This window comes from Streptomyces sp. NPDC050418 (genome assembly GCF_044458745.1).
Lineage (GTDB): Bacteria > Actinomycetota > Actinomycetes > Streptomycetales > Streptomycetaceae > Streptomyces.
The window spans coordinates 152428-173245 of sequence record NZ_JBITIG010000016.1; the positions used below are offsets into that span (position 1 = coordinate 152428).

16 protein-coding genes, 1 tRNA gene and 1 pseudogene are annotated in these 20818 nt (G+C 72.6%); 8 read left to right on the forward strand and 10 right to left on the reverse strand.

The window, feature by feature from the left end; translation table 11 throughout:
* Positions 1-168: 168 nt before the first annotated feature.
* Positions 169-4467, forward strand: a complete 4299-nt coding sequence (locus ACIBI4_RS32190; RefSeq protein WP_399207719.1) for a PAS domain-containing protein — start codon at positions 169-171, stop codon at positions 4465-4467.
* 83 nt (positions 4468-4550) lie between these two features.
* Here ACIBI4_RS32190 and ACIBI4_RS32195 read toward each other — a convergent pair whose 3' ends face one another.
* The 9 genes from ACIBI4_RS32195 to ACIBI4_RS32235 form a co-directional block, all read right to left on the reverse strand.
* Positions 4551-6203 carry a long-chain fatty acid--CoA ligase gene (locus ACIBI4_RS32195; RefSeq protein WP_399207720.1) on the reverse strand — a complete coding sequence of 551 codons (1653 nt, stop codon included), beginning with the start codon at positions 6201-6203 and terminating at the stop codon, positions 4551-4553.
* Between the two features lie 170 nt (positions 6204-6373).
* Positions 6374-6934, reverse strand: a complete 561-nt coding sequence (locus ACIBI4_RS32200; RefSeq protein WP_399207721.1) for a SigE family RNA polymerase sigma factor — start codon at positions 6932-6934, stop codon at positions 6374-6376.
* 240 nt (positions 6935-7174) lie between these two features.
* Complete coding sequence (locus ACIBI4_RS32205; protein WP_399207722.1) at positions 7175-7990, reverse strand: DUF1906 domain-containing protein; 816 nt, start codon at positions 7988-7990, stop codon at positions 7175-7177.
* A 103-nt stretch (positions 7991-8093) separates the two neighbouring features.
* Positions 8094-9260: a lipid-transfer protein gene (locus ACIBI4_RS32210; protein WP_399207723.1), complete on the reverse strand. Its 1167-nt coding sequence runs from the start codon at positions 9258-9260 to the stop codon at positions 8094-8096.
* Positions 9257-9712, reverse strand: coding sequence for a MaoC family dehydratase (locus ACIBI4_RS32215; protein WP_399207724.1), 456 nt, complete (start codon positions 9710-9712; stop codon positions 9257-9259). Before ACIBI4_RS32215 ends, ACIBI4_RS32210 begins: the two co-directional genes overlap by 4 nt.
* On the reverse strand, positions 9709-10770 hold the full coding sequence (locus ACIBI4_RS32220) for an acyl-CoA dehydrogenase family protein (protein WP_399207725.1): 1062 nt from the start codon (positions 10768-10770) through the stop codon (positions 9709-9711). The genes ACIBI4_RS32215 and ACIBI4_RS32220 overlap by 4 nt, the downstream gene beginning before the upstream one ends.
* Positions 10770-11804, reverse strand: coding sequence for a bifunctional MaoC family dehydratase N-terminal/OB-fold nucleic acid binding domain-containing protein (locus tag ACIBI4_RS32225; RefSeq protein ID WP_399207726.1), 1035 nt, complete (start codon positions 11802-11804; stop codon positions 10770-10772). The genes ACIBI4_RS32220 and ACIBI4_RS32225 overlap by 1 nt, the downstream gene beginning before the upstream one ends.
* A complete protein-coding gene (locus tag ACIBI4_RS32230) occupies positions 11801-12982 on the reverse strand; it encodes an acyl-CoA dehydrogenase family protein (protein WP_399207727.1) in 1182 nt (393 codons plus the stop codon). Before ACIBI4_RS32230 ends, ACIBI4_RS32225 begins: the two co-directional genes overlap by 4 nt.
* 222 nt (positions 12983-13204) lie before the next feature.
* Positions 13205-13516: a hypothetical protein gene (locus ACIBI4_RS32235; protein WP_399207728.1), complete on the reverse strand. Its 312-nt coding sequence runs from the start codon at positions 13514-13516 to the stop codon at positions 13205-13207.
* 385 nt (positions 13517-13901) lie between these two features.
* Between ACIBI4_RS32235 and ACIBI4_RS32240 the strand changes: the two genes are divergently transcribed.
* From ACIBI4_RS32240 to ACIBI4_RS32255, 4 genes are all read left to right on the forward strand, one after another.
* A complete protein-coding gene (locus tag ACIBI4_RS32240) occupies positions 13902-14777 on the forward strand; it encodes a bifunctional DNA primase/polymerase (RefSeq protein ID WP_399207729.1) in 876 nt (291 codons plus the stop codon).
* An 84-nt stretch (positions 14778-14861) separates the two neighbouring features.
* A tRNA-Ser gene (locus ACIBI4_RS32245) sits at positions 14862-14946 on the forward strand.
* A gap of 187 nt (positions 14947-15133) precedes the next feature.
* On the forward strand, positions 15134-15583 hold the full coding sequence (locus tag ACIBI4_RS32250; protein WP_399207730.1) for a hypothetical protein: 450 nt from the start codon (positions 15134-15136) through the stop codon (positions 15581-15583).
* 87 nt (positions 15584-15670) lie between these two features.
* Positions 15671-16582 (forward strand): oxygenase MpaB family protein, encoded by a 912-nt coding sequence (locus ACIBI4_RS32255; protein WP_399207731.1) that lies wholly within the window; start codon positions 15671-15673, stop codon positions 16580-16582.
* A gap of 26 nt (positions 16583-16608) precedes the next feature.
* Here ACIBI4_RS32255 and ACIBI4_RS32260 read toward each other — a convergent pair whose 3' ends face one another.
* Positions 16609-18102, reverse strand: coding sequence for a trypsin-like peptidase domain-containing protein (locus tag ACIBI4_RS32260; RefSeq protein ID WP_399207732.1), 1494 nt, complete (start codon positions 18100-18102; stop codon positions 16609-16611).
* A 200-nt stretch (positions 18103-18302) separates the two neighbouring features.
* Between ACIBI4_RS32260 and ACIBI4_RS32265 the strand changes: the two genes are divergently transcribed.
* The 3 genes and pseudogenes from ACIBI4_RS32265 (at position 18303) to ACIBI4_RS32275 (ending at position 20817) form a co-directional block, all read left to right on the forward strand.
* On the forward strand, positions 18303-19109 hold the full coding sequence (locus ACIBI4_RS32265; RefSeq protein WP_399207733.1) for a glycerophosphodiester phosphodiesterase: 807 nt from the start codon (positions 18303-18305) through the stop codon (positions 19107-19109).
* 115 nt (positions 19110-19224) lie between these two features.
* Positions 19225-19728: pseudogene (locus ACIBI4_RS32270) on the forward strand (ATP-binding protein); the annotation flags it as partial.
* A gap of 96 nt (positions 19729-19824) precedes the next feature.
* On the forward strand, positions 19825-20817 hold the full coding sequence (locus ACIBI4_RS32275; protein WP_399207734.1) for a DUF5926 family protein: 993 nt from the start codon (positions 19825-19827) through the stop codon (positions 20815-20817).
* The last annotated feature ends 1 nt before the right edge of the window (position 20818 follow it).

Consider the following 20818-nt stretch of genomic DNA (forward strand, 5'->3'; position numbering starts at 1 on the left):
GGCCGCGGTGGTCACAGGTCCTTCGTCGCGCCTTCCTGGGATCTCCCTCTCATCCGGCGTCCCGACCGCAACCACTGCCATAGACTCCCTCAGGTGACACACCGCGGGCATGGGGGCAGGACGGCCCGGGTGGTCCGCAAAGTGCGGTAACAGGGAGGATCCGTCGTCGTGAGCAGCAGGCCATCCCGAGGCGCTGCTCGCCTCGCAGCCATACTCGACGCCCTGCCGGACGCGCTGTTGCTCGTCAACGCCAACGGCACGGTGGTCAACGCCAACACCATCGCTCTCGACACGTTCGAGGCGCCGGGTACGGCTCTGGTGGGGCGGGGGCTGCTCGATCTCCTGCCCGGATTCGACTCGCGGCTGATCCCGGGGTCGATGCGGCGGCCCGACACGACCGACGAGCGCGGGCGCACCAAGCCGAAGCGGATGATCGCGCGGCGGACCGACGGCAGCGAAGTCCCGGTCGAGGTGACCAGCGCCAGCCTCGACGGGCGGGACGCATTCGAGGGGCAGAGCGCCGATGAGCTGCTGATGCTCGTCGTACGCGATCTGAGCGGCACCGTCGACACCGAGGCCGAGCTCGCGCGCCAGCAGCGGCAGACCGAGATGATCCTGCGGGCCGCGGCCGAGGGTGTCGTCGGTACGGACACGGACGGGCGGGTCGTCCTCGTCAATCCGGCCGCCGCGCAGATCCTCGGGTACCGGGCGTCCGACCTCGGCGGCCAGGAGCTGCACGCCCTGGTGCAGCACTCGCGGCCCGACGGTGAGCCCTTCCCGTACGAGGAGAGTCCGCTCGCCGACACTCTGCGCTCCGGCCGCAAGCACCGCGTGCGCGGGCAGATCCTGTGGGCGAAGGACGGCAGTGCCGTCGCGGTGGATCTGACCACCGCTCCCGTACGCGACGGGGACCAGCTGGTCGGCGCCGTGCTGGCGTTCACCGACCGGCGGCCGTTCGACGCGCTGGAGGAGCAGCTCGAACAGGAGCGTGCGGCGGCGCGGGAGAAGTACGAGGCGCTGGAGTCGGGCGAGCGCGAGCGGTACGCGGCGCTGGAGTCCGAGAGCGGCGCACGGTACGCGGCACTCCAGGCGCAGGAGAGCGAGCGGTACGCGGAGCTTGAGTCGCGTGAGCGTGAGCGGTACGCGGATCTGCAGGAGCGGGAGGCCGCGCGCTTCGAGCAGTTCGCCGACCAGGAGCGCGAGCGCCAGGAGTCGCTCGCGGCGCGGCACGCGCAACTGCTCGCGGTGCTCGGCGACGCGCTGCGCGGCCCGCTGGAGCATCTGCGGGCCGAACTCGGCACGCTGGCGGCCGATCCGGCCGGTCAGCTCTGGCCCGAGGCCAACCAGATCCTGCACCACCTGGCCGCCGGCTATACGCGGATGACGACGCTCGTCGACAACGTGCTCAATTTCCAGCTGCTCGACGACGGTTCGCACTCGCTGCACAAGGTGCCCGCGCTGCTCGACCGCGTGGTGACCGCCGGTGTCGAGGGCGCGGTGGAACTGATCGGGCCCGGGCGCGCCCAGTTCGCGGTGCACGCGCCGCCGATCGAGGCCGAGGTGGACGCCGGGCGGCTCGCCACGGCGCTCGCGCATCTGATCGCGGACGTGGCGGGCATCGACTCGACCGGCAACGCGCGGGCCGCCGATCCGACGGCGGGCCATGTCGACTCCACGATCGTGGTCGCGGCGGCGCAGCGCGGCGATGTCGTACGGATCGAGGTCCGCGGGCCGTTCGCGGGCGGCGACCCGGTGCACGCGCCGCTGGTCGCCGGAATCGTACGGGCGCACGGCGGTGTGCTGCAGACGCATGAGGTGCCCGGGATGGGCGGCAGCGCGTTCGTGCTCGAGGTGCCGATCGGTGCCGGGGCGGGGACGGTCGAGGCCGCTCCGGCCGGGAGCCAACTGGCGCTTCCCGCGCAGGCTTCGGGGGACGCTGTCGCGGGGGCCGGGCCGGCTTCCGGTGACTCCGTCTCCGGGCCCGGCGCCGGGCCGGTGCGGCCCGGTGGGCGGCGCAGGGCGCGGCGGTCGTCGGTGGACTCGTTCCTGGCGAACGGGGAGTCCGGCGGGGGCTCGGGCTCCACGGCCTCTTCGGGCTCCACGGCCTCCTCGGGCGGAGACGCGGCTGGGGATACGGCTGGTAGTTCGGCAGCGAATTCGGCTGGGGCCACTGTTCCTTCGGAGGCTCCGGCGGCCGACGCACCCGTGCCCGCGCCGACCGGGCGCCGGCGGCGGCGTGCGGCCGAGGCGGCGGGGGCTGCCGTGGAGGCGGCTCCCGACGTGCAGGTGGCCGAGCAGGTGCCCGCGCAGGCTTCCGCCGATTCCGACGGTGGCGGGATCTCCGTTTCCGGGGGCGGTGGCGGTACGGGGCGTCGGCGCCGTAAGAGTGCCGAGGCCGAGCCGGTGGCAGCGCAGGCCGCCTCCACCGAGGTCGCGCAGGGTGCCGTGGTGACCGCGGCCGAGCATGCCGCCGGGGCGCCCGCGGGTGCGCCGGGTCTCGGCGCCGCCGTGCCGCCGCAGGGCGTGCCCGCCGAGCCGCAGCCGACGGGACGCAGGGCGCGGCGCGAGGCGGCGGCCGTGGCGGCGCTGCCGCCGGCCGCTGCGCCCCAGGAGGCTCCGGGCGAGCCGGTGGGCGAGCCCCAGCCGACCGGGCGGCGCCGCAGGGCGCTGGCCGCCGCGGCCGAGCGGGCCGCCGCCGAGGAGGCGGGTGCCGGACGGACCGCGTTCGCGCTGCCGCCTGCCGAGGCGGACCGTACGCCGGGGGCCGCCGCCGAGGCGACGGTGCTCGACGACGCCGAGCTGCCGTCGGCCCACCCGCACGACCACGCGGGCGCGCACTCCCACGCACACACCGAGCGCTCCGGCGACACGGTCCCGCAGAACGACCCGGCCGGGCACACGCCCCCGCAGCCGCACCCGGTCGACGTGCCCAGCGGCCGTCGCCGCGCCCGCCCCGCCGGCGCAACGGAGCAGGCGCACCCCGGTGTGCCCGCGCAGACGCGGCATGAGGAGGAAGGGCCGGAGTCCGGTCCGGCTGCGGAGACGGAGGGCCCCGCGGAGGCCGACGCCGGCTCCGTACGACCCGAACAGCCCGCCCCCGTGAGCGAGAAGCCGGACGGGACGGACTCCGCCGCGCCCGCCGAGCCGCACCGCCCGGGTGCCGGGCCGCAGCCCATGACGCCCGCGACGCGGCAGCGCATGGCGCAGCCGCTGCCCGAAGAGGCGGCCGCGGACAGCAACTCCACGCAGGGGCGCGCCATCAGTGTGCGGACGCTCGGGCAGGGTGTGCCGTTCGCGCAGCACATCGCCGAGCAGTCGCGGCTGCCCGGACTGCCGCCGCTGCCTTCGGCGCGTGGCGGCGGGCAGAGCCTCGGGGGGCAGTCGCCCGCCGGTTCGGGGCGGCGGCGCAAGCTCGGCACTCCGCCGGATCCGCGGCAGCAGGCCGAGGACCCGCGCCGTGCGCAGCCCGCAGCGGCCGAGGCGCCTGCGGCACCGGCCGTCGTGGAGCCGCCCGCCGCACCGGAGCCCGCGCCCGCGCCCGTGGTGCAGCAGCCCGCCGCCCCCTCCGTATCGCAGCCGCTGCCGCCGTTGCAGCAGCCCGAGCGGGAGCTGACGGAGAGCCAGGGGCGTGCCTATGCGATCGAGGCGCCGGACGACGGGGCCGAGGGGCCGCAGGCGCTCGACGGGCCCGGCGGTGCGGTGGAGGTCGCGAACCGGCCGCAGCCGCTGCCGATGGACGACGAGTTGCCGCCCGAGCCGCTGGACAACCCGCGCCGCCTCCTGGTGTGGCCGGCGCCCGATGTCTCCACGCAGCAGGCGCTGAGCGACCGTGGCTACCGGCCCGTGATCGTGCACTCGCGCGAGGAGGTGGACGCGCAGATCGCGGCGTTCCCGGCCGCGCTGTTCGTCGATCCGCTGACCGGTCCGATCACGCGCACCGCGCTGCAGGCGCTGCGCCAGGCCGCGGTCGCCGCCGAGGTGCCGGTCCTGGTGACGGCCGGGCTCGGGCAGGCCTCGCGCGAGGCGGCGTACGGCGCCGATCCCGCCGTCCTGCTCAAGGCGCTCGCCCCGCGCGACAGCGAGCAGCATCCGTCGCGTGTCCTCCTGATCGAGGAGCACGAGGAGATCGCGCAGGCGCTCACGGCCTCTCTGGAGCGGCGTGGGATGCAGGTGGCGCGCGCGGCCTCGGACGCCGACGCGGTGACGCTCGCGACGCAGATGCGGCCGAACCTCGTGGTGATGGATCTGCTGCAGGTAAGGCGCCGGCGGGCCGGGATCGTCGACTGGCTGCGGGCGAACGGGCAGCTCAACCGGACGCCGCTCGTGGTGTACACGGCGGCGGTGGACGAGTCGGACCTGCCGAAGCTGGCGTCGGGGGAGACGGTGCTGTTCCTGGCGGAGCGCTCGACGAGCGGCGAGGTGCAGGCGCGGATCGTGGATCTGCTGGCGAAGATCGGCACCAACTAGCCGGTCCCCGGACGACGTCGGGCCCGGGTTTCGCGTGACGTTTCACGTGAAACCCGGGCCCGTTGCCGTACGAGCCGAGGCGGCTACGCCAGCTCGGTCACATCCAGCTCGCCCTCGGCGAACTGACGGCGGATCACCTTCTTGTCGAACTTGCCGACACTCGTCTTCGGCACCGCCGCGACGATCGACCAGCGCTCCGGCAGCTGCCACTTGGCGATCTTCGTGGCGAGGAACTCCTTGAGCTCCACGAAGTCCGTGGACGCGCCTTCCTTCAGGACCACCGTGGCGAGCGGGCGTTCGCCCCACTTCTTGTCGGGGACCGCGACGACGGCGGCCTCGGCGACGTCCGGGTGGGCCATCAGCGCGTTCTCCAGTTCGACGGACGAGATCCACTCGCCGCCGGACTTGATGACGTCCTTCGCCCGGTCGGTCAGCGTCAGGAAGCCGTCGGAGCTGATGACGCCCACGTCGCCGGTCTTGAGCCAGCCGTCCTCGCTGAACTTGTCCTCGGGCGTGAAGTTCTCGCCCGCCGCGCCGCCGTAGTACGAGCCCGCGATCCACGGGCCGCGGACCTCGAGCTCACCGGCGGACTGCCCGTCCCACGGCAGCTCCTCGCCGGCCGGGCCGATCAGCCGGGCCTCGACACCCGCGGGGAAACGGCCCTGGGTCAGGCGGTACGCCATCTCCTCCTCGGTGCCGACGACATGGGCCGGCGGGCGGGCGATCGTGCCGAGCGGCGAGGTCTCCGTCATGCCCCAGGCGTGGCAGACCGTGGCGCCCAGCTTGTCGAAGGCCTCCATCAGGGCGGGCGGGCAGGCCGAGCCGCCGATGGTCACCTGCTTCATACAGCTGATGTCACGCGGGTTCTTCTGGAGTTCGCCGAGCAGGCCCTGCCAGATGGTGGGGACGGCGGCGGCGTGCGTGGGCTGCTCGCGGTCGATCATCTCGGCGAGCGGGCCCGGCTGCAGGAAGCGGTCCGGCATCAGCATGTTCACGCCGGTCATGAAGACGCCGTGCGGCAGTCCCCAGGCGTTGACGTGGAACTGGGGGACCACGATCAGGCTGGTGTCCTGGTCGGTCAGGCCCATCGACTGCGCCATGTTGACCTGCATCGAGTGCAGGTAGATGGAGCGGTGCGAGTAGACGACGCCCTTGGGGTCGCCCGTGGTGCCGGAGGTGTAGCACATGGCGGCGGCCTGGCGTTCGTCCAGCTCGGGCCAGGCATACGCCTCGGGCTTGCCGGCCAGGAGCTCCTCGTACTCGTGCACCTGGACGTTCGCACCGTCGAGCAGCGAGCGGTCGCCCGGGCCGCTGATCACGACGTGCTCGACCGGCGCGAGGTGCGGCAGGAGCGGGGCGAGCAGGGGCAGCAGCGAACCGTTGACCAGGACGACCCGGTCGGCCGCGTGGTTGACGATCCACGCCAGCTGCTCGGGGGGAAGCCGCAGGTTGAGGGTGTGCAGCACGGCTCCCATGGAGGGAATCGCGAAGTACGCCTCGACGTGCTCGGCGTTGTTCCACATCAGGGTCGCGACGCGCTCGTCGCCGCGGACGCCGAGGTCGTCGTGGAGCGCGTGGGCCAGCTGGGCGGCCCGCGCGCCGATCTCGGCGAACGAGCGGCGGTGCGGCTCGGCCTCGCCGGTCCACGTCGTCACCTGGGACGTGCCGTGGATGGTCGACCCGTGCTTGAGGAGACGGGTCACGGTCAGCGGTACGTCCTGCATCGTGCTCAGCACGGCGTCCTCCCGGTGGGCGCTACGGAGCAGTAGGGTTGCGCCGATTCTCACCGCATACCCGACGGTATGTCACTAGCCACGAGGATGATCGATCAGCTGAGCAGGGCTTTTGTGGCGTGGGTCACCGGGTGGGCGGGTGGTTCACCGTGTGGGTGGGTCACCGGGTGGGGTCAGCGGACGGGGGTGAGCTCCGGGTCCTCGCGGAGCTTGCCGAGCGCGCGGGAGACCGCGCTCTTGACCGTACCGATCGAGACGCCGAGCACCTCGGCGGTCTGCGCCTCGCTGAGGTCCTCGTAGTAGCGCAGGACGACCATGGCGCGCTGCCGGTCCGGCAGCTTCATGATCGCGCGCCACATCGCGTCCTTGAGGGCCTGCTGCTCGGCGGGGTCGGCGACGGGCACCGGCTCGGGCTCGGGCAGCTCGTCGGTGGCGAACTCGTCGACCTTGCGCTTGCGCCACTGCGACGTCCGCGTGTTGAGCAGCGCGCGGCGCACATAGCCGTCGAGGGCGCGGTGGTCCTCGATGCGCTCCCAGGCGACATATGTCTTGGTCAGCGCGGTCTGCAGCAGGTCCTCGGCATCGGACGGATTCGACGTCAGCGAACGCGCGGTGCGCAGGAGGACCGGCTGGCGGGCCTGTACGTACGAGGCGAAGCTCGGGTACATCAGCGACGCCTTCACGGCGACGGGGCCGGCGGGCTTCGATGCGCTGGTGCACACGGGTGTGGTCATGGCTCAACGCTAGAAGCGGGCCCGCCCGCGCGGATCGGCCGCAGGGCCTGAAGAAGTGTCCGCCTCAGGTTGTAGGACGGGGGCTGACCCCACCTCCTGAGGGTGGAGGAGCCGGCACGCGTCCCCTCGGGGTCATACCTGAGGCATAGGGGATACGGGGTGGGGGCGGCCTTGTCGTGGTGGGCACCGCTCGGCGGCCTCGGGCGGTGGTGGTGGGCGCCCCTCGGCGGCCTCGGGTGGTCAGCCGATCACCGCGACCGGTGCGTGCACCTGGTTGCGGTCGATCTCGAGAGTGCGGCCGCCGTACCTCTCCTTCTTCGGGCCCCGGTACTGGTGGATGCTCGCGCCGCGCCACCTCTTCGCACTGGTGCCGGGGACGGGGTGCGCCTTGGGCTTGCCGTTCCAGCGCGCGTACCAGAGGGCGCTCGGCAGATCGCCGTACCCGGCCTTGCGGGCGCGCTCCATGTGCCAGATGCCGGAGCCCAGGCTGGAGTAGAAGCCGGGGACGTAGCCGTGCGCGCGCACCTCGCGGTTCCAGCCGCGGATGAAGTGGAGCGTGGGCTTGCGGCACTGCCACTTGGCCATCGAGTAGTTCTCCATGTCGAGGTAGAGCGCGCTGCTCTCCCGCATCCCGAGCGCCTGCGCGCGGCGCACCGCGTCACGGCCCTCCTTGCGGCCCTGGCCCCAGGGGTCGCGGCCGATCGCGTACTTCCGCTTGTGCGGGACCAGGACGCACGGCGACTGCGACCCGACGTACACGGGGAGCACGCTCCAGCCCGTCCGGTCGGCCTCGCGCAGCCAGGTGCGCGTCAGGTGCGGCTGCTTCTTGCAGAAGCGGCCGCGGCCGCCGAAGTAGACGGCCACCCCGCGGAAGGGCGAGGCCGCGCGCCAGGCCGCCATCGTGCGCAGCGACGGGGCGACGCACGTGTCGAAGGCCAGTCCGCGGAAGGTCTTTCCGGGCGCGGCACTTGAGCGGTGCTCCGCCGACGCCGGTGCGGTCAACGTGATCACGGCCACGAGGGCCAGGAGACCGATGATCAGCTTGGGAGTGCGCATGGGCCGAGTCAACGGCGGCGACCCCGCGCCCGCCCCGGGGACACGCCCCGGGGCGGCGAAGGTTCAGCCGTCCGCGCCCGCCTTCCGCGCCCGCCTTCCGCGTTCAGCCGTCCGCGCCCAGGACCAGCCCCGAGGTGGGCACCCCCGTCCCTGCCGTCACCAGCACGTTCGCCGCGCCGGATATCTGGTTCACCGAGGTGCCGCGGATCTGGCGGACGCCTTCCGCGATCCCGTTCATCCCGTGCAGATACGCCTCGCCGAGCTGCCCACCGTGGGTGTTGAGCGGCAGCGCCTCCTCCGCGACAAAGCCGGCCGCCTCGCCCGGCTTGCAGAAGCCGAACTCCTCCAGCTGCATCAGCACGAACGGCGTGAAGTGGTCGTACAGGATCCCGACGTCGATCTGCTCGGCGGTGAGCCCGGAGGTCCGCCACAACTGCCTTGCCACCACGCTCATTTCGGGGAGCCCGGACAGATCGTCGCGATAGAAGCTTGTCATCGCCTCCTGCTTGCGGCCCGCGCCCTGCGCGGCCGCGGTGATCACGGCCGGCTTCTGCCGCAGATCGCGGGCGCGTTCGGCGCTGGTGACCACGATCGCCTGGCCTCCGTCCGTCTCCTGGCAGCAGTCGAGCAGCCGCAGCGGCTCGACGATCCAGCGGGAGGCGGCGTGGTCGGCCAGGGTGATCGGCTTCTCGTAGAAGTAAGCGGCGGGGTTGTTCGCCGCGTACTTGCGGTCGGTGACGGCGACATGGCCGAAGGCCTCCGGCGTCAGACCGTACGTGTGCAGGTAACGCTGGGCCGCCATCGCCACCCAGGACGCGGGCGTGAGCAGCCCCGACGGCAGCGACCACCCGAGCGCCGCGCCCTCCGCCGAGGGCTCGCGCTGCTGCACCCCGGAGCCGAAGCGGCGGCCCGATCGCTCGTTGAACGCCCGGTAGCAGACCACGACTTCGGCCACGCCGCTCGCCACCGCGAGGGCCGCCTGCTGGATGGTGGCGCAGGCCGCGCCGCCGCCGTAGTGGATGCGCGAGAAGAAGGAGAGATCGCCGATACCGGCGGCCTGGGCGACGGTGATCTCGGGGCTCGTGTCCATCGAGAACGTGACCATGCCGTCGACGTCGGACGGGCTCAGCCCGGCGTCGTCCAGCGCGGCTTGTACGGCCTCGACGGCGAGCTTGAGCTCGCTGCGGCCGGAGTCCTTGGAGAACTCGGTCGCGCCGATGCCCACGACGGCGGCCTTGCCGCCGAGACTGTCGCGGTGCTTCACGCTCATGACGCGGCCCCTTCCTCGGTCAGCCCCACGGTCACCGTGCCGGTGACGTGGCGGCCGATCCCGTTGGCCCCGACCACCGCGACCCGGGCCGTGTTCTCCTCGACCGAGACGACCTTGCCGGTCAGCACCATCGTGTCGCCGGGGTAGTTGGGCGCCCCGAGCCGGATCGCGACCTTGCGCAGCACCGCGCGCGGCCCGAAGTGGTCGGTGATGTAGCGGCCGACCAGGCCGTTGGTGGTGAGGATGTTCATGAAGATGTCGGGGGAGCCCTTGGCCCTGGCAAGCTCCGCGTCGTGGTGCACGTCCTGGTAGTCGCGCGACGCGATGGCGCCCGCCACGATCAGCGTGCGGGTGAGGGGCACTTCGAGCGATGGAAGCTCGTCGCCCTCGGCCCACGCCCGCACGGCACCCTCGCCCCCTGCCCGGCCCGCTTCGTTCCCTGCGGCACTCATCGCGCACCCTCCCCCACGGGCTCCGCGCCCGCGATCAACTCGCCCAGCTCCGCCAGGAGTTCGGCCCCGCAGCCCAGATACGCGGCGAGCTGCCGCCCCCAGAGGAAGTGCCGGTGCACGGGGTGGTCCAGGTCCGCGCCCATGCCGCCGTGCAGATGCTGTCCGGCGTGCACAACGCGGGTGCCCGCCTCGGCCGACCACCAGGCCGCGGTCAGCGCCGCCTCGCGGTAGCCGAGCAGTTCGTCGCGGCGCCAGGCGGCCTCGTAGGAGGTGACCCGTATCGCCTCGGTGTCCATGTACGCGTCCGCCGCCCGCAGCAGCACCGCCTGCTTGGCGGCGAGCGGCTTGCCGAACTGCTCGCGTACGGAGGTGTAGTCGACCGCGCGTGCCAGCGAGCCCGCGCAGACCCCGGCCTGCAGTCCGGCGAAGGCGGTCCGCGCGTCGGCGAGCACCCGCTCGTACGCGCTGTCCCCGCCGATCCGCTCGGCCGGTGTCGCATCGAGCACGAGCCGCCCGGCCGACCAGGGCGCGGTCAGCTCCACGTCCTCGGTCCGGGCGTCCGCGGCGCGCACCATCCACAGCCTGTGGGCGGCGTCCGCGACCAGCACATGCGTGGCGTCCCGCAGCCAGGGCACGGCGGGCACGGTCCCGGTCAGGGTGGCGGTGCCGCCGGAGGCTCCGGCGCCCTCCACCCGTATCCCGGTGGTGGCCGGGAACGCCCCGGTCGCCACCGCCGAACCGTCCTCGAAGGCGGGCAGCAGGCGGGAACGCTGCTCGCCCGTGCCATGGGTGTCGACCGCGAGCAGGCCGTGGACGCAGCTCGCCGCGAACGGCACCTGTGCGGTGGTCCGCCCCTGCTCCTCCAGGAGCAGCACCAGGCCCAGCAGCCCGATGTCCCGCACCGCGCCGATCAGCCCGGACGAGCCGAGCGCCTTCCACAACTCGGCGTCCGTCCCCGGCCCGTTCGCCGCGAGGCGCTCCGGGGTGGAGAGGTCACCGAAGATCTGCGCGGCGAGCTCCCGCGCGGCCGACTGCTCCTCCGTGGGTGTGAAGTCCATCAGGCCGCACCTCCCGCGGCGTCCACCGCTGCCGCCGCCTCTGCCGCTTCCGCCACGTCCCCCACTTCCGCCCCGTCCGCCGATTCCACGGGCCGGAACACCGGCACCTCCAACTCGTCGTCCGCACGCAGGAATTCGAGCCGTACGGGCATCCCGATCCGCACCTTGTCGTGGGGAATCCCCACGACGTTGGCGATGATCCGCACCCCTTCGTCCAGCTCGATCAGCCCCACCGCGTACGGCGGATCGAAGGCCGGGAAGGGCGGGTGGTGCATGACGACGTACGAGTAGACCGTGCCCTCGCCGCTCGCCTCGACCGTGTCCCAGTCCTGGCTGCCGCATGAGTTGCACCCCGGCAGCCAGGGGAAACGCAGCACCGAGCAGGCGGTGCAGCGCTGGATGAGGAGCCGGTGCTCCGCGACTCCCTTCCAGAACCCGGCGTTGTCCCGGTTGATCACCGGCCGCGGCCGCCGCACGGGCTTGCCCCCGGCCGCCTTCGCGGCCACCGCTTCCTTCGCGCCCCCGCCCGCCTTCGCAGCCGACCCCTTCGAACCCCGCTGCGCCGGCGCGTACTTGAGGATCCGGAAGCGATGCGTGCCCGCGAGCTCCCCGTTCGCCCGGACATCCATCCGTGTCGTCACGAAGTGCCCGGTCCCGAGCTTGGTGGTCTTCTGCTCGGAGACCGACTCGATGACCGCGTCGAAGGTGATCTCGTCCCCGACCCGCAGCGGCCGCAGATACTCCTGCTCGCAGTCCGTCGCCACCACCGAGCCGAACCCGGCCTCGTCGAGCAGCGCGAACAGCTCCTCCTGCGCGCGCGAGCGCCCTTGATGGCCGCCGAGCCCGCCCATCGTCCAGGCCTGCAGCATCGTGGGCGGCGCTATCGCGTCCGGGCCCGAGTACGCCGGGTTCGTATCGCCCATCGCCTCGCACCAGTGCCTGATCATCGCCTCGTTGACCAGGTCGCGGCCGACGCCGCCCTCGGCCGCGGGCAGCCCTTCGAACACGCTGAGCTCGTCGTGGAATCCGCTCACCGCTTCACCCTCCGCATGCCGAGCCGCATCGTCGCGACGATCTCCCGCTGCACCTCGCTCACCCCTCCCCCGAAGGTGTTGATCTGGGCGGCGCGGTTCATCCGCTCCAGCTCGCCGTCGCCGACCGTGCCCCCTCCGGTGGCGCCCGGCGAGCCGGCGCGGATGGTCGCCGCGTCGCCCGTGATGTCCTGGCACATTCGATACACCTCGACGGCCGATTCGGTTCCCGCGAATTTCACGCCGGAGGCGTCGCCGGGTGCCAGCGTCCCCGCCCCGACATCCCCCACCAGACGCCAGTTGAGCAGGCGCGTTGCCGCGAGCCGGGCATGCACTTCGGCCAGCCGGGACTGCACCCAAGGGAGGTCAATCCGGCGCTCGCCCGTCACCGGATCGGGCGTACGGGCGGCAGCGAGGGCCTCCGCATAGAAGTCCTCGGCCTGCATGCCGATCGCGGCGAGCGCGACGCGTTCATGGTTGAGCTGGTTGGTGATGAGCCCCCAGCCGCCGTTCTCCTCGCCGACGAGGTTGCTCGCCGGGACACGGATCGCGTCGTAGTAGGTCGCGGAGGTCGAGATGCCGCCCACCGTGTGGATGGGGGTCAGCGAGAAGCCCGGTGCGTCCGTGGGCACCAGGATGATCGATATGCCCTTGTGCTTGGGGGCGTCGGGGTCGGTGCGGCAGGCGAGCCAGATCCAGTCCGCGTTCTGCGCGTTGGACGTGAAGATCTTCTGCCCGTCGATCACCCAGCTGTCGCCGTCGCGTACGGCCTTGGTGCGCAGGGACGCGAGGTCCGTGCCCGCCGACGGCTCGCTGTAGCCGATCGCGAAGACGATCTCGCCGCTGAGGATCCGCGGCAGGAAGTAGTCCTTCTGCTCCTGCGTCCCGTACTTCATCAGGGTCGGGCCGACGGTGTTGAGCGTGACCATGGACACGGGGGCGCCCGCGCGATAGGCCTCGTCGAAGAAGACGAACTGCTCGTCGGGTCCGCGGCCCTGGCCCCCGTACTCCTCGGGCCAGCCGAGCCCCAGCCGGCCGTCCGCGCCGATCCGTTTCAGCAGCCGGCGCTGGGCGGCGGGGTCGTCGGCGAGCGCGGTGCGGTCGGGCGGCATCACGTCCCGGAAGTACGCACGCAGCTCGGCGCGCAGCTCCTGCTGGCGCTCGGTTGGGGCGAGGTGCACGGCGGCGGCCTCCCTGACCTCGTACGAATGAAGGTTTCTGACTGTCCGTCAGATACGCATCCGTGTCAAGGTCCACGGCGCCCGCCGAGACGCCCCGCACACGGGTCGCGGGGCCCGCCTGGCACCGGCCCCGCACGCACCTGTGGGGCGGCACCGTTCCCGATGCCGCCCCACAGCCCCTTGTGCCCCCTCGGACCGGTCAGCCGGTCACTGCGCGCGGGCCTACCAGAGCTCGGTGAAGTTGATCTCGATGTTCTCGTTGGACTGGTGGATCGCCGTGAAGGCCGAGCCGTTGACCTGGGCGTTGTTGTTCTGGTTCGAGGCTCCGGAGCCGGTCGCCACCTGCTGGTTGGTGGCGGAGTTGCCGCTGTTGTCGTCCCCCACACCGCTGCCGACGATGCTGGCGACGCTCGTGTTCGATCCGTCGTCCGCGAACCCGCCGTTGTCCGCCTGGGCGACCCCGGTGAACATTGCGGCTGCGAGAGGCAGAGCGGCAGCGGCGGCGATGATGCGGGCGGTACGGATGCTTGCCATGTCGTTTCCTCCATCGACCGGGCGGACCCGGTGGATCAGAACCGGCTGAACTGCTGTGAGCCGGTAAGTGCGGCTGGTGCCAGGGCAGTTGGCCGACCGCCTTGGCGCTGTGTTCGACGTCGCGAGATCAGAGTTGCCCAGCCGGCCGCGGCGAACCACCCCTCAACGGGTCTTTCCCTCGCGAGTGTGAGGACAAGTCGATAAACCTGTACGAACCGAAAGTCACCGCAGGTCAGCGCCGTGCGATCCGGCCCGGGAAGCGACTCCCGGGACCCCCCAAGGGAGGAAGCGTTCCGCCGCCCACCGCCCGCCCTCCTCGCACCTCACTCGTACGAGGCACAAAATCCCCCTTCCCTTCCTCGAACATGCGTACGAAAATGAACGCATGGCCACCTTCGACCGGCACGCCACGACCCTGGCCCTCGCCCACGCTCTGTCCGCCGCCGAGCGCGGCCTCGCCGTGATCCCGCTCTCCCGCACCAAGCTCCCGGCCCTGCGCTCCCCCCACCACGAGGACCCCGTCGACGCACCGCAGTGCCACGGCGAATGCGGCCGCCCGGGCCACGGGGTGTACGACGCCTCCAGCGACCCGTTCCGCATCCGCGAACTCTTCGCCGCCGCCCCCTGGTCCACGGGGTACGGCATCGCGTGCGGCCTGCCGCCGCACCATCTGATCGGCATCGACCTCGACACGAAATCGGGCGCCGACTCCTCCGCCACCCTGCGCGAGCTGGCCTTACGGCATCTCTTCACGATCCCGCCGACCGTCGTGGTCCGCACCCCCTCCGGCGGCCGCCACCTGTGGCTCACCGGCCCGCCCGACGCCGTCATCCCCAACTCGGCCAGCCGCCTCGCCCCGGGCATCGACATCCGCGGCGCCGGGGGCTACTTGGTGGGCCCGGGCTCCCGCACCGACCAGGGCGTCTACAGCACGGCCCCCGGCACCGGCCACCTCGCCCCGGCCCCCTGCCCGCGCGCCCTGCTCCGCCTGCTCACACCCCCACCGCGTACGAAACCGTCGGCTCTGGGCCCGTCACCGCAGGGCAGCGGCCTGGTCCACTTCGTCCTCGGCGCACGCGTGGGCCAGCGCAACACCCGCCTGTTCTGGGCGGCTTGCCGCGCGTACGAGAACGGCCTGGGCGACGACCTGGCCCGCCACCTCACGGACGCGGCCGTCCGCACGGGCCTCACGGAACGCGAGGCGCGAGCGACCATCGCATCGGCGGCACGGCTCACGGCGGGGCGGGACGCGTTGGGGTAGGAGCCGGGGCGTCCCGGACCACCGGCCACCCGCCCCCGCGCGCCCGGTAGGCTGTAGCCGCTCCGTCCCAGGCGGGACGGGCGAGGTGGGTTGCCCGAGCGGCCTAAGGGAACGGTCTTGAAAACCGTCGTGGCGCAAGCCACCGTGGGTTCAAATCCCACACCCACCGCGTGCGACCGGTGACCGGCCGGTCGGAAGGGGCGCCGTCGGCTCGACGGCGCCCCTTCCGTATGCCGGCGCCCTGCCCGCGCCCATGCCCTCCCTTTGGCCGAGGCCGCGTTTACGGACGGGACGGAGCGCGCATTGCTGTGAGGTTCGCCCTGGCAACGCCATCCGCACCTCACTAAGGACCTCACGTGAAGCCGTTCCGTCACGCCACCCGTATCGCCCTCGCCACCACCGCACTGCTGCTCTCCGCCGCGGCCGTCCAGCCCGCGCTCGCCGCCGCGCCGCCGGCCGAGCCGCGGCCCGCCGACGACCGGCAGGTGCCGGCGGTCACCGTCGACGCGAGCGTGGCGGCCGTCGACGCACAGGAGGAGTTCCGGCTGCGCGGGCGGGCCGGTGCGCTGCCCGCCGGGACCGAAGTGACGCTGCAGCAGCGGCAGAAGAAGGAGTGGGTGAGCCTGCCCGCGACCGTACGGACCAAGGCCGACCGTACGTACAGCATGCGGGTCAAGCTCGGCATCAAGGGGCCCAACGACCTGCGGATCGTCGCGTGCACGGCCAACGAGTCGGACGCGTACACGATGCGCACCACCGCGCCCGTCTGCATCGCCTCGAAGCCGGTACGCGTCCTCGTGCGCTGAGCCGGATCCGTCCGTCGTGTTCTGCCACCCCGCGCCCCGGGGTGGTAGGAACTCCTCAGGTGCGCGGACCCGAGGAGAGGCAGGCCCATGGCGTCGAAGAGGTACGAACGGCTCGCGGAGATCCGGCGCCTCGACCCCGTGGGCGATGCCACCGAGATCTACCGGCTGATGGTCGCGCACGAATTCCCGTGGGATGTCACACGGGCACTTGAATTGGCTTTGTACCGCACCTACGCCGTGCCCAGCATCGGCAGACTCCTCGCCGAGACAGCCGAGTTGACCGGCCGTTCGCAGAAGCGGTACGACGACACCGCTCTGCTGCTCGACAGTGTCCTGGAGTTCGGGTTCGGGTCCGAGGAGGGCAAGGGTGCCATCCGGCGGATCAATCAGATGCACCGCAGTTACGAGATCGGCAATGACGACATGCGGTACGTCCTGTCCACGTTCGTGGTGACGCCCAAGCGCTGGATCGACGCGTACGGCTGGCGCCGCCTTTCGCGGCACGAGACCGTCGCCACGGTCACGTACTACCGGATGCTCGGCCGGCACATGGGGATCAAGGACATCCCGGGCACGTACGAGGAGTTCGAGGACTGCCTCGACTCGTACGAGAAGGAGCACTTCGGCTGGGACGCCCGCTCGCGCGAGGTCTCGGATGCCACGATCGCGCTGATGGCCTCCTGGTACCCGGCCCCGCTCGCGCCCCTGCTGCGCACCGGCGTCCTGGCGCTGCTCGACGACCATCTGCTGCGCGCGTTCCGCTACGAGGCGCCGTCCCCTCTCGTCCGCACCGTGGTGCGCGGGGCGGTCCGGCTGCGTGGGCGGGCGGTGCGGCTGATGCCGCCGCGCCGCGCCCCGCACTTCGCCCGTCAGAACCGCGAGATCAAGGGCTACCCCGACGGCTACCGCATCGAGGAGCTGGGCACCCGGCCCCAACCGGGGCTCAGGGGCTGCCCGTTGAGCGCGGCGGGACGGGAGACGGCCGCCCCCGCGGACTGATCAGGCCCGCGCGAGGCGGCGCGTGATCAGTTTTCCTCGCCCTTGCTGCCCAGCACCACGTCGACCGTCCGCTCCTTGCCGTCGCGCTCGTAGGTGAGCTTCACGGTGTCGCCCGGCTTGTGGTTCCAGATCTCGCTGATCAGGGTCGGGCCGCTGTCGATCGGGCGGTCGTCGAGCTTGGTGATCAGATCGCCCGGCTTGAGGCCCGCCTTGGCCGCGGGGCCGTTCGGCGTGACCGGGTCGGTGCCGCCGGTGCCCTGCTCGGTGATGCGCGCGCCGCCCTCGCGGCTCGTCTCGTCGATGGTGACGGAGGCACCGATCATGGGATACGTGGCCTTGCCGTTCTCGATCAGCTGCTTGGCCACGTTCTTCGCCTGGTTGATCGGGATCGCGAAGCCGAGGCCGATCGAACCGGCCTGCTGGCCGCCCATGCCCTGACCGGCCGACTGGATCGCGGAGTTGATGCCGATCACCGCGCCGCGTGCGTCCAGCAGCGGACCGCCGGAGTTGCCCGGGTTGATCGAGGCGTCGGTCTGCAGCGCGCTCATGTACGAGCGGCTCGCGCCGCCGTCGCTGGAGGCGACCGGGCGGTTCTTGGCGGAGACGATGCCGGTGGTCACGGTGTTGGAGAGCCCGAACGGCGCGCCGATCGCGATCGTCGAGTCGCCGACCGCGACCTTGTCGGAGTTGCCGAGGGCGAGCGGCTTGAGGCCGGAGGCGTTCTTCAGCTTGAGCACGGCCACGTCGTAGCCCTGGGCGCGGCCGACCACCTCGGCCGCGTACTTCTTGCCGTCGGAGAACGTCGCCGAGAGCTTGCCGCCCTGCGCCGCGTTCGCCACCACGTGGTTGTTGGTGAGGATGTGGCCCTCGCGGTCGTAGACGAAGCCGGTACCGGTGCCGCCCTCGCCGTCGCCGCCCTGCGCGTCGATGGTGACGACGCTCGGCAGCGCGTTCGCGGCGATCCCCGCGACCGAGCCCGGTTCGCGCTTGAGGTCGGCCGGGGTGTCCGAGGCGGAGACGGTCGTCGAGTCCGTACCGCCGTCGTTGCGCTCGGCCGCCCAGTAGCCGATGCCGCCGCCGACACCGCCCGCGACGAGCGCGGCGGCGAGCGCGGCCGCGACGAGGCCGCCCTTGCGGGACTTGGGGGACGGGGGTGCCGGCTGGTACGTGGCGCCCCACTCGGGGCCGCCGTTCGCGTACGCCGGGGTGGCCGGGGGCTGCGGAGGCCAGCCGCCGTCCCCCGCGGCGGGCGGCACCGGCGGCAGCTGCGTCGTCCCGCCCGCGGCCACGGGGGGCAGCGGAGCGGTCAGGTGCTCGTCGGGGGCGGGGGTCACGGGGTGCGCCGGCGGCGCGGCGGCGGGCTCCGGCGCGGGTGCGGCCGGTCCGGACGCGGGAGCGGGAGCGGGGGGCGCGGGCTCAGGAGCGGCTGCGGGTACAGGAGCCGCAGACGCAGCCGGTGCAGACGCAGGAGGTACGGACGGGGCGGGGGGAACCTCGTTGCCCTCGTTCTCGGTGCTCACAGCTCTACTCCTCGATCCACGGCGTCAGTCCGCATTGATGCTCCGCAAGCCTTTCCCACCGGACGTCAGGGCACCATAAGCCGCACCTGTGTGTCCGTCGCCCATCCTCGGCGGCGCCCGGAACCGGCGCATCCGCTGAGCCTCCGTCAGGAAACCCCGGGCGGGCGCGCGTGCACGTCCCGGAGTGACACCATGTCGCGGTGACTTCCGCACGAACCCCGCAGCGCGACCCCCGGTCGATCCAGGTCGTCGCCCACCGCGGCGCCTCCGAGGACGCTCCCGAGCACACCCTCGCCGCGTACAAGAAGGCGATCGAGGACGGCGCGGACGCGCTGGAATGCGACGTCCGGCTCACGGCCGACGGACACCTCGTGTGCGTCCACGACCGGCGCGTCAACCGTACGTCAAACGGCCGCGGAGCCGTCTCGGCGCTGGAGCTCGCCGATCTCGCCGCGCTCGACTTCGGCTCCTGGAAGAACAGGGAGGACGGCCCGGACTGGGAGGACACCTCCGTCCTCACCCTGGAGCGGCTGCTCGAACTCGTCGCGGACGCGGGCCGCCCGCTGCAGCTCGCGATCGAGACCAAGCACCCCACGCGCTGGGCTGGCCAGGTCGAGGAGCGGCTCCTGCTGCTGCTCAAGCGCTTCGGCCTCGACGCGCCCAAGGCGGCCGAGGACTCCCCGGTCCGCGTGATGAGCTTCTCCGCGCGCTCCCTGCAGCGGGTGCGTGCGGGCGCGCCGACCCTGCCGACCGTGCATCTCCTGCAGTTCCTGACGCCACGCGTGCGCGACGGCCGCCTTCCTGAAGGGGTACGGATCGCGGGCCCCGGCATCCGTCTCGTACGCAACCATCCCGCGCACATCGAGAAACTGCAGCGGGCCGGGCACCAGGTGCATGTGTGGACCGTGAACGAGCCGGAGGACGTGGACCTCTGCGTCCGCCTCGGCATCGACGCGATCATCACCAACCGCCCGCGGGCGGTACTGCAACAACTGGGGCGCGCCTAGCCGCCCCCGCACACCCGCCCGGCACCCATCCGCACCCGGTGTCACACACGCAGAGTGCACCGGCGCGTTCGGACCGTGTTCGTTTGTCCTGAGTGCGTCATGAAGGCGTCACGGACTGCGGATTGGCCGGTTTCCGGTCACGGGCAGCGGGGCATCCACACCGTGGCGTGGGGCTAAGGAGGTCGCGGGGGTGGCGTTGGTGGTGGCACAGGAGGTGCCGGCGTCGTCGAGCATGGCCGTTCCCCATGGCCCTGCGGGCGTGGGACGTGCAAGACACTGCATGCGTGATCAGCTGCGTATCAGCGGCGTATCCGAAGCTGTCATAGACGATGCCGTTCTGGTCCTTTCCGAGCTGTTGAGCAATGCCTGCCGGCATGGCCGCCCGCTCGGGGACGCGGAGGTCATGGGCGACGGCAGCGTGCGCGCGGCCTGGCGGCTGGACAACTCGGGCAGGCTCACCGTCGAGGTGACAGACGGGGGCGGCCCGACCCGACCGGTTCCGGCCACTCCGTCGGTGACGGCACGCGGTGGCCGCGGCCTCGGCATCATCGCGGCGCTCGGCGACGAGTGGGGTGTACGGGACGGGGCCTCGGGCGAGGTCACCGTGTGGGTGGTCCTGACGGCGCCTTGAGCCGGTGCAGGAACGGCCTTGGCGCCGGGGCCGAACGGCTAGGCTCACGGCCGTACCGCCCAAGCCGTGACCGGGAGACGCACGATGGCCAAGAAGCGCCCGCAGACCAAGAAGCCGCAGAAGGCGCAGATCAGCGACGGGGCCCGCGGCGGAGCCGCTGATGGGAACTGGCCCGTTGTCGGTGCGCGCGAGCCCTGCCCCTGCGGATCGGGCCGCCGCTACAAGGCGTGCCACGGCCGGGCCGCCGCGCAGGCCGTGACCGAGCTGGTGCAGCGTCCGTTCGAGGGCCTGCCGGGCGAGTGCGACTGGGTCGCGCTGCGCGAGCTGGTGCCCGCCGCGACCGTCGAGCTCACCCTCAAGGACGGGCTGCCCGAGGGCGTTCCGTCGGTGACGCTCGCGACGGTGCTGCCGATGGCGTGGCCGGGTCTGCGCCGCGAGGACGGCTCGGTCCTGATCGGGCTGCAGAACGACACGTCCTCCGGCGACCTCAGCCGCGACCTCGCGGACATCCTCACGCAGGCGCTCGCCACCGAGCCGGGCAACCCGGTCGCGGCGCGCCGCGCGGGCGCCGAGGGGCCGCGGCTGCAGGAACTGCTCGACGCGGACGCCCCGTTCGAGCCGGTCGTGCATGAGGGCTTCGAGTTCTGGGTGCCGGACGCGGAGAACGCCAACGCCGAGGTGACCGCCTCCCTGGAGCGGGCCAACGCCGCCGCGATCCCGACGGTGAAGCTCGACAGCGCCGACGCCGCGTACTGGTGCGAGACGCCGGAGAAGAACCACCTGCGCTGGGTCATGCCGCACCCCGAGGAGAAGCTGCTCGACGCGCTCGCGCGGCTGCACGCGGCCGGTACGTCGAGCCTGGGCGAAGGCACGCGCCTGGTCGGCTCGTTCCGTGCGCACGGTCTGATGGTGCCCGTGTGGGATCTGCCGTCGGGCATGGGTGCGGCCGATGTCGAGAAGCCCGCCGCCGAGTTCGCGGAGCGGCTCGCCGGGGCGCTTGCCGAGACGGCGCCGCTGACGGGCGAGGAGCGCCGGGCGCGCGGCGGTCTCACCAACCGCCAGGTCACCCTGAGCTGAC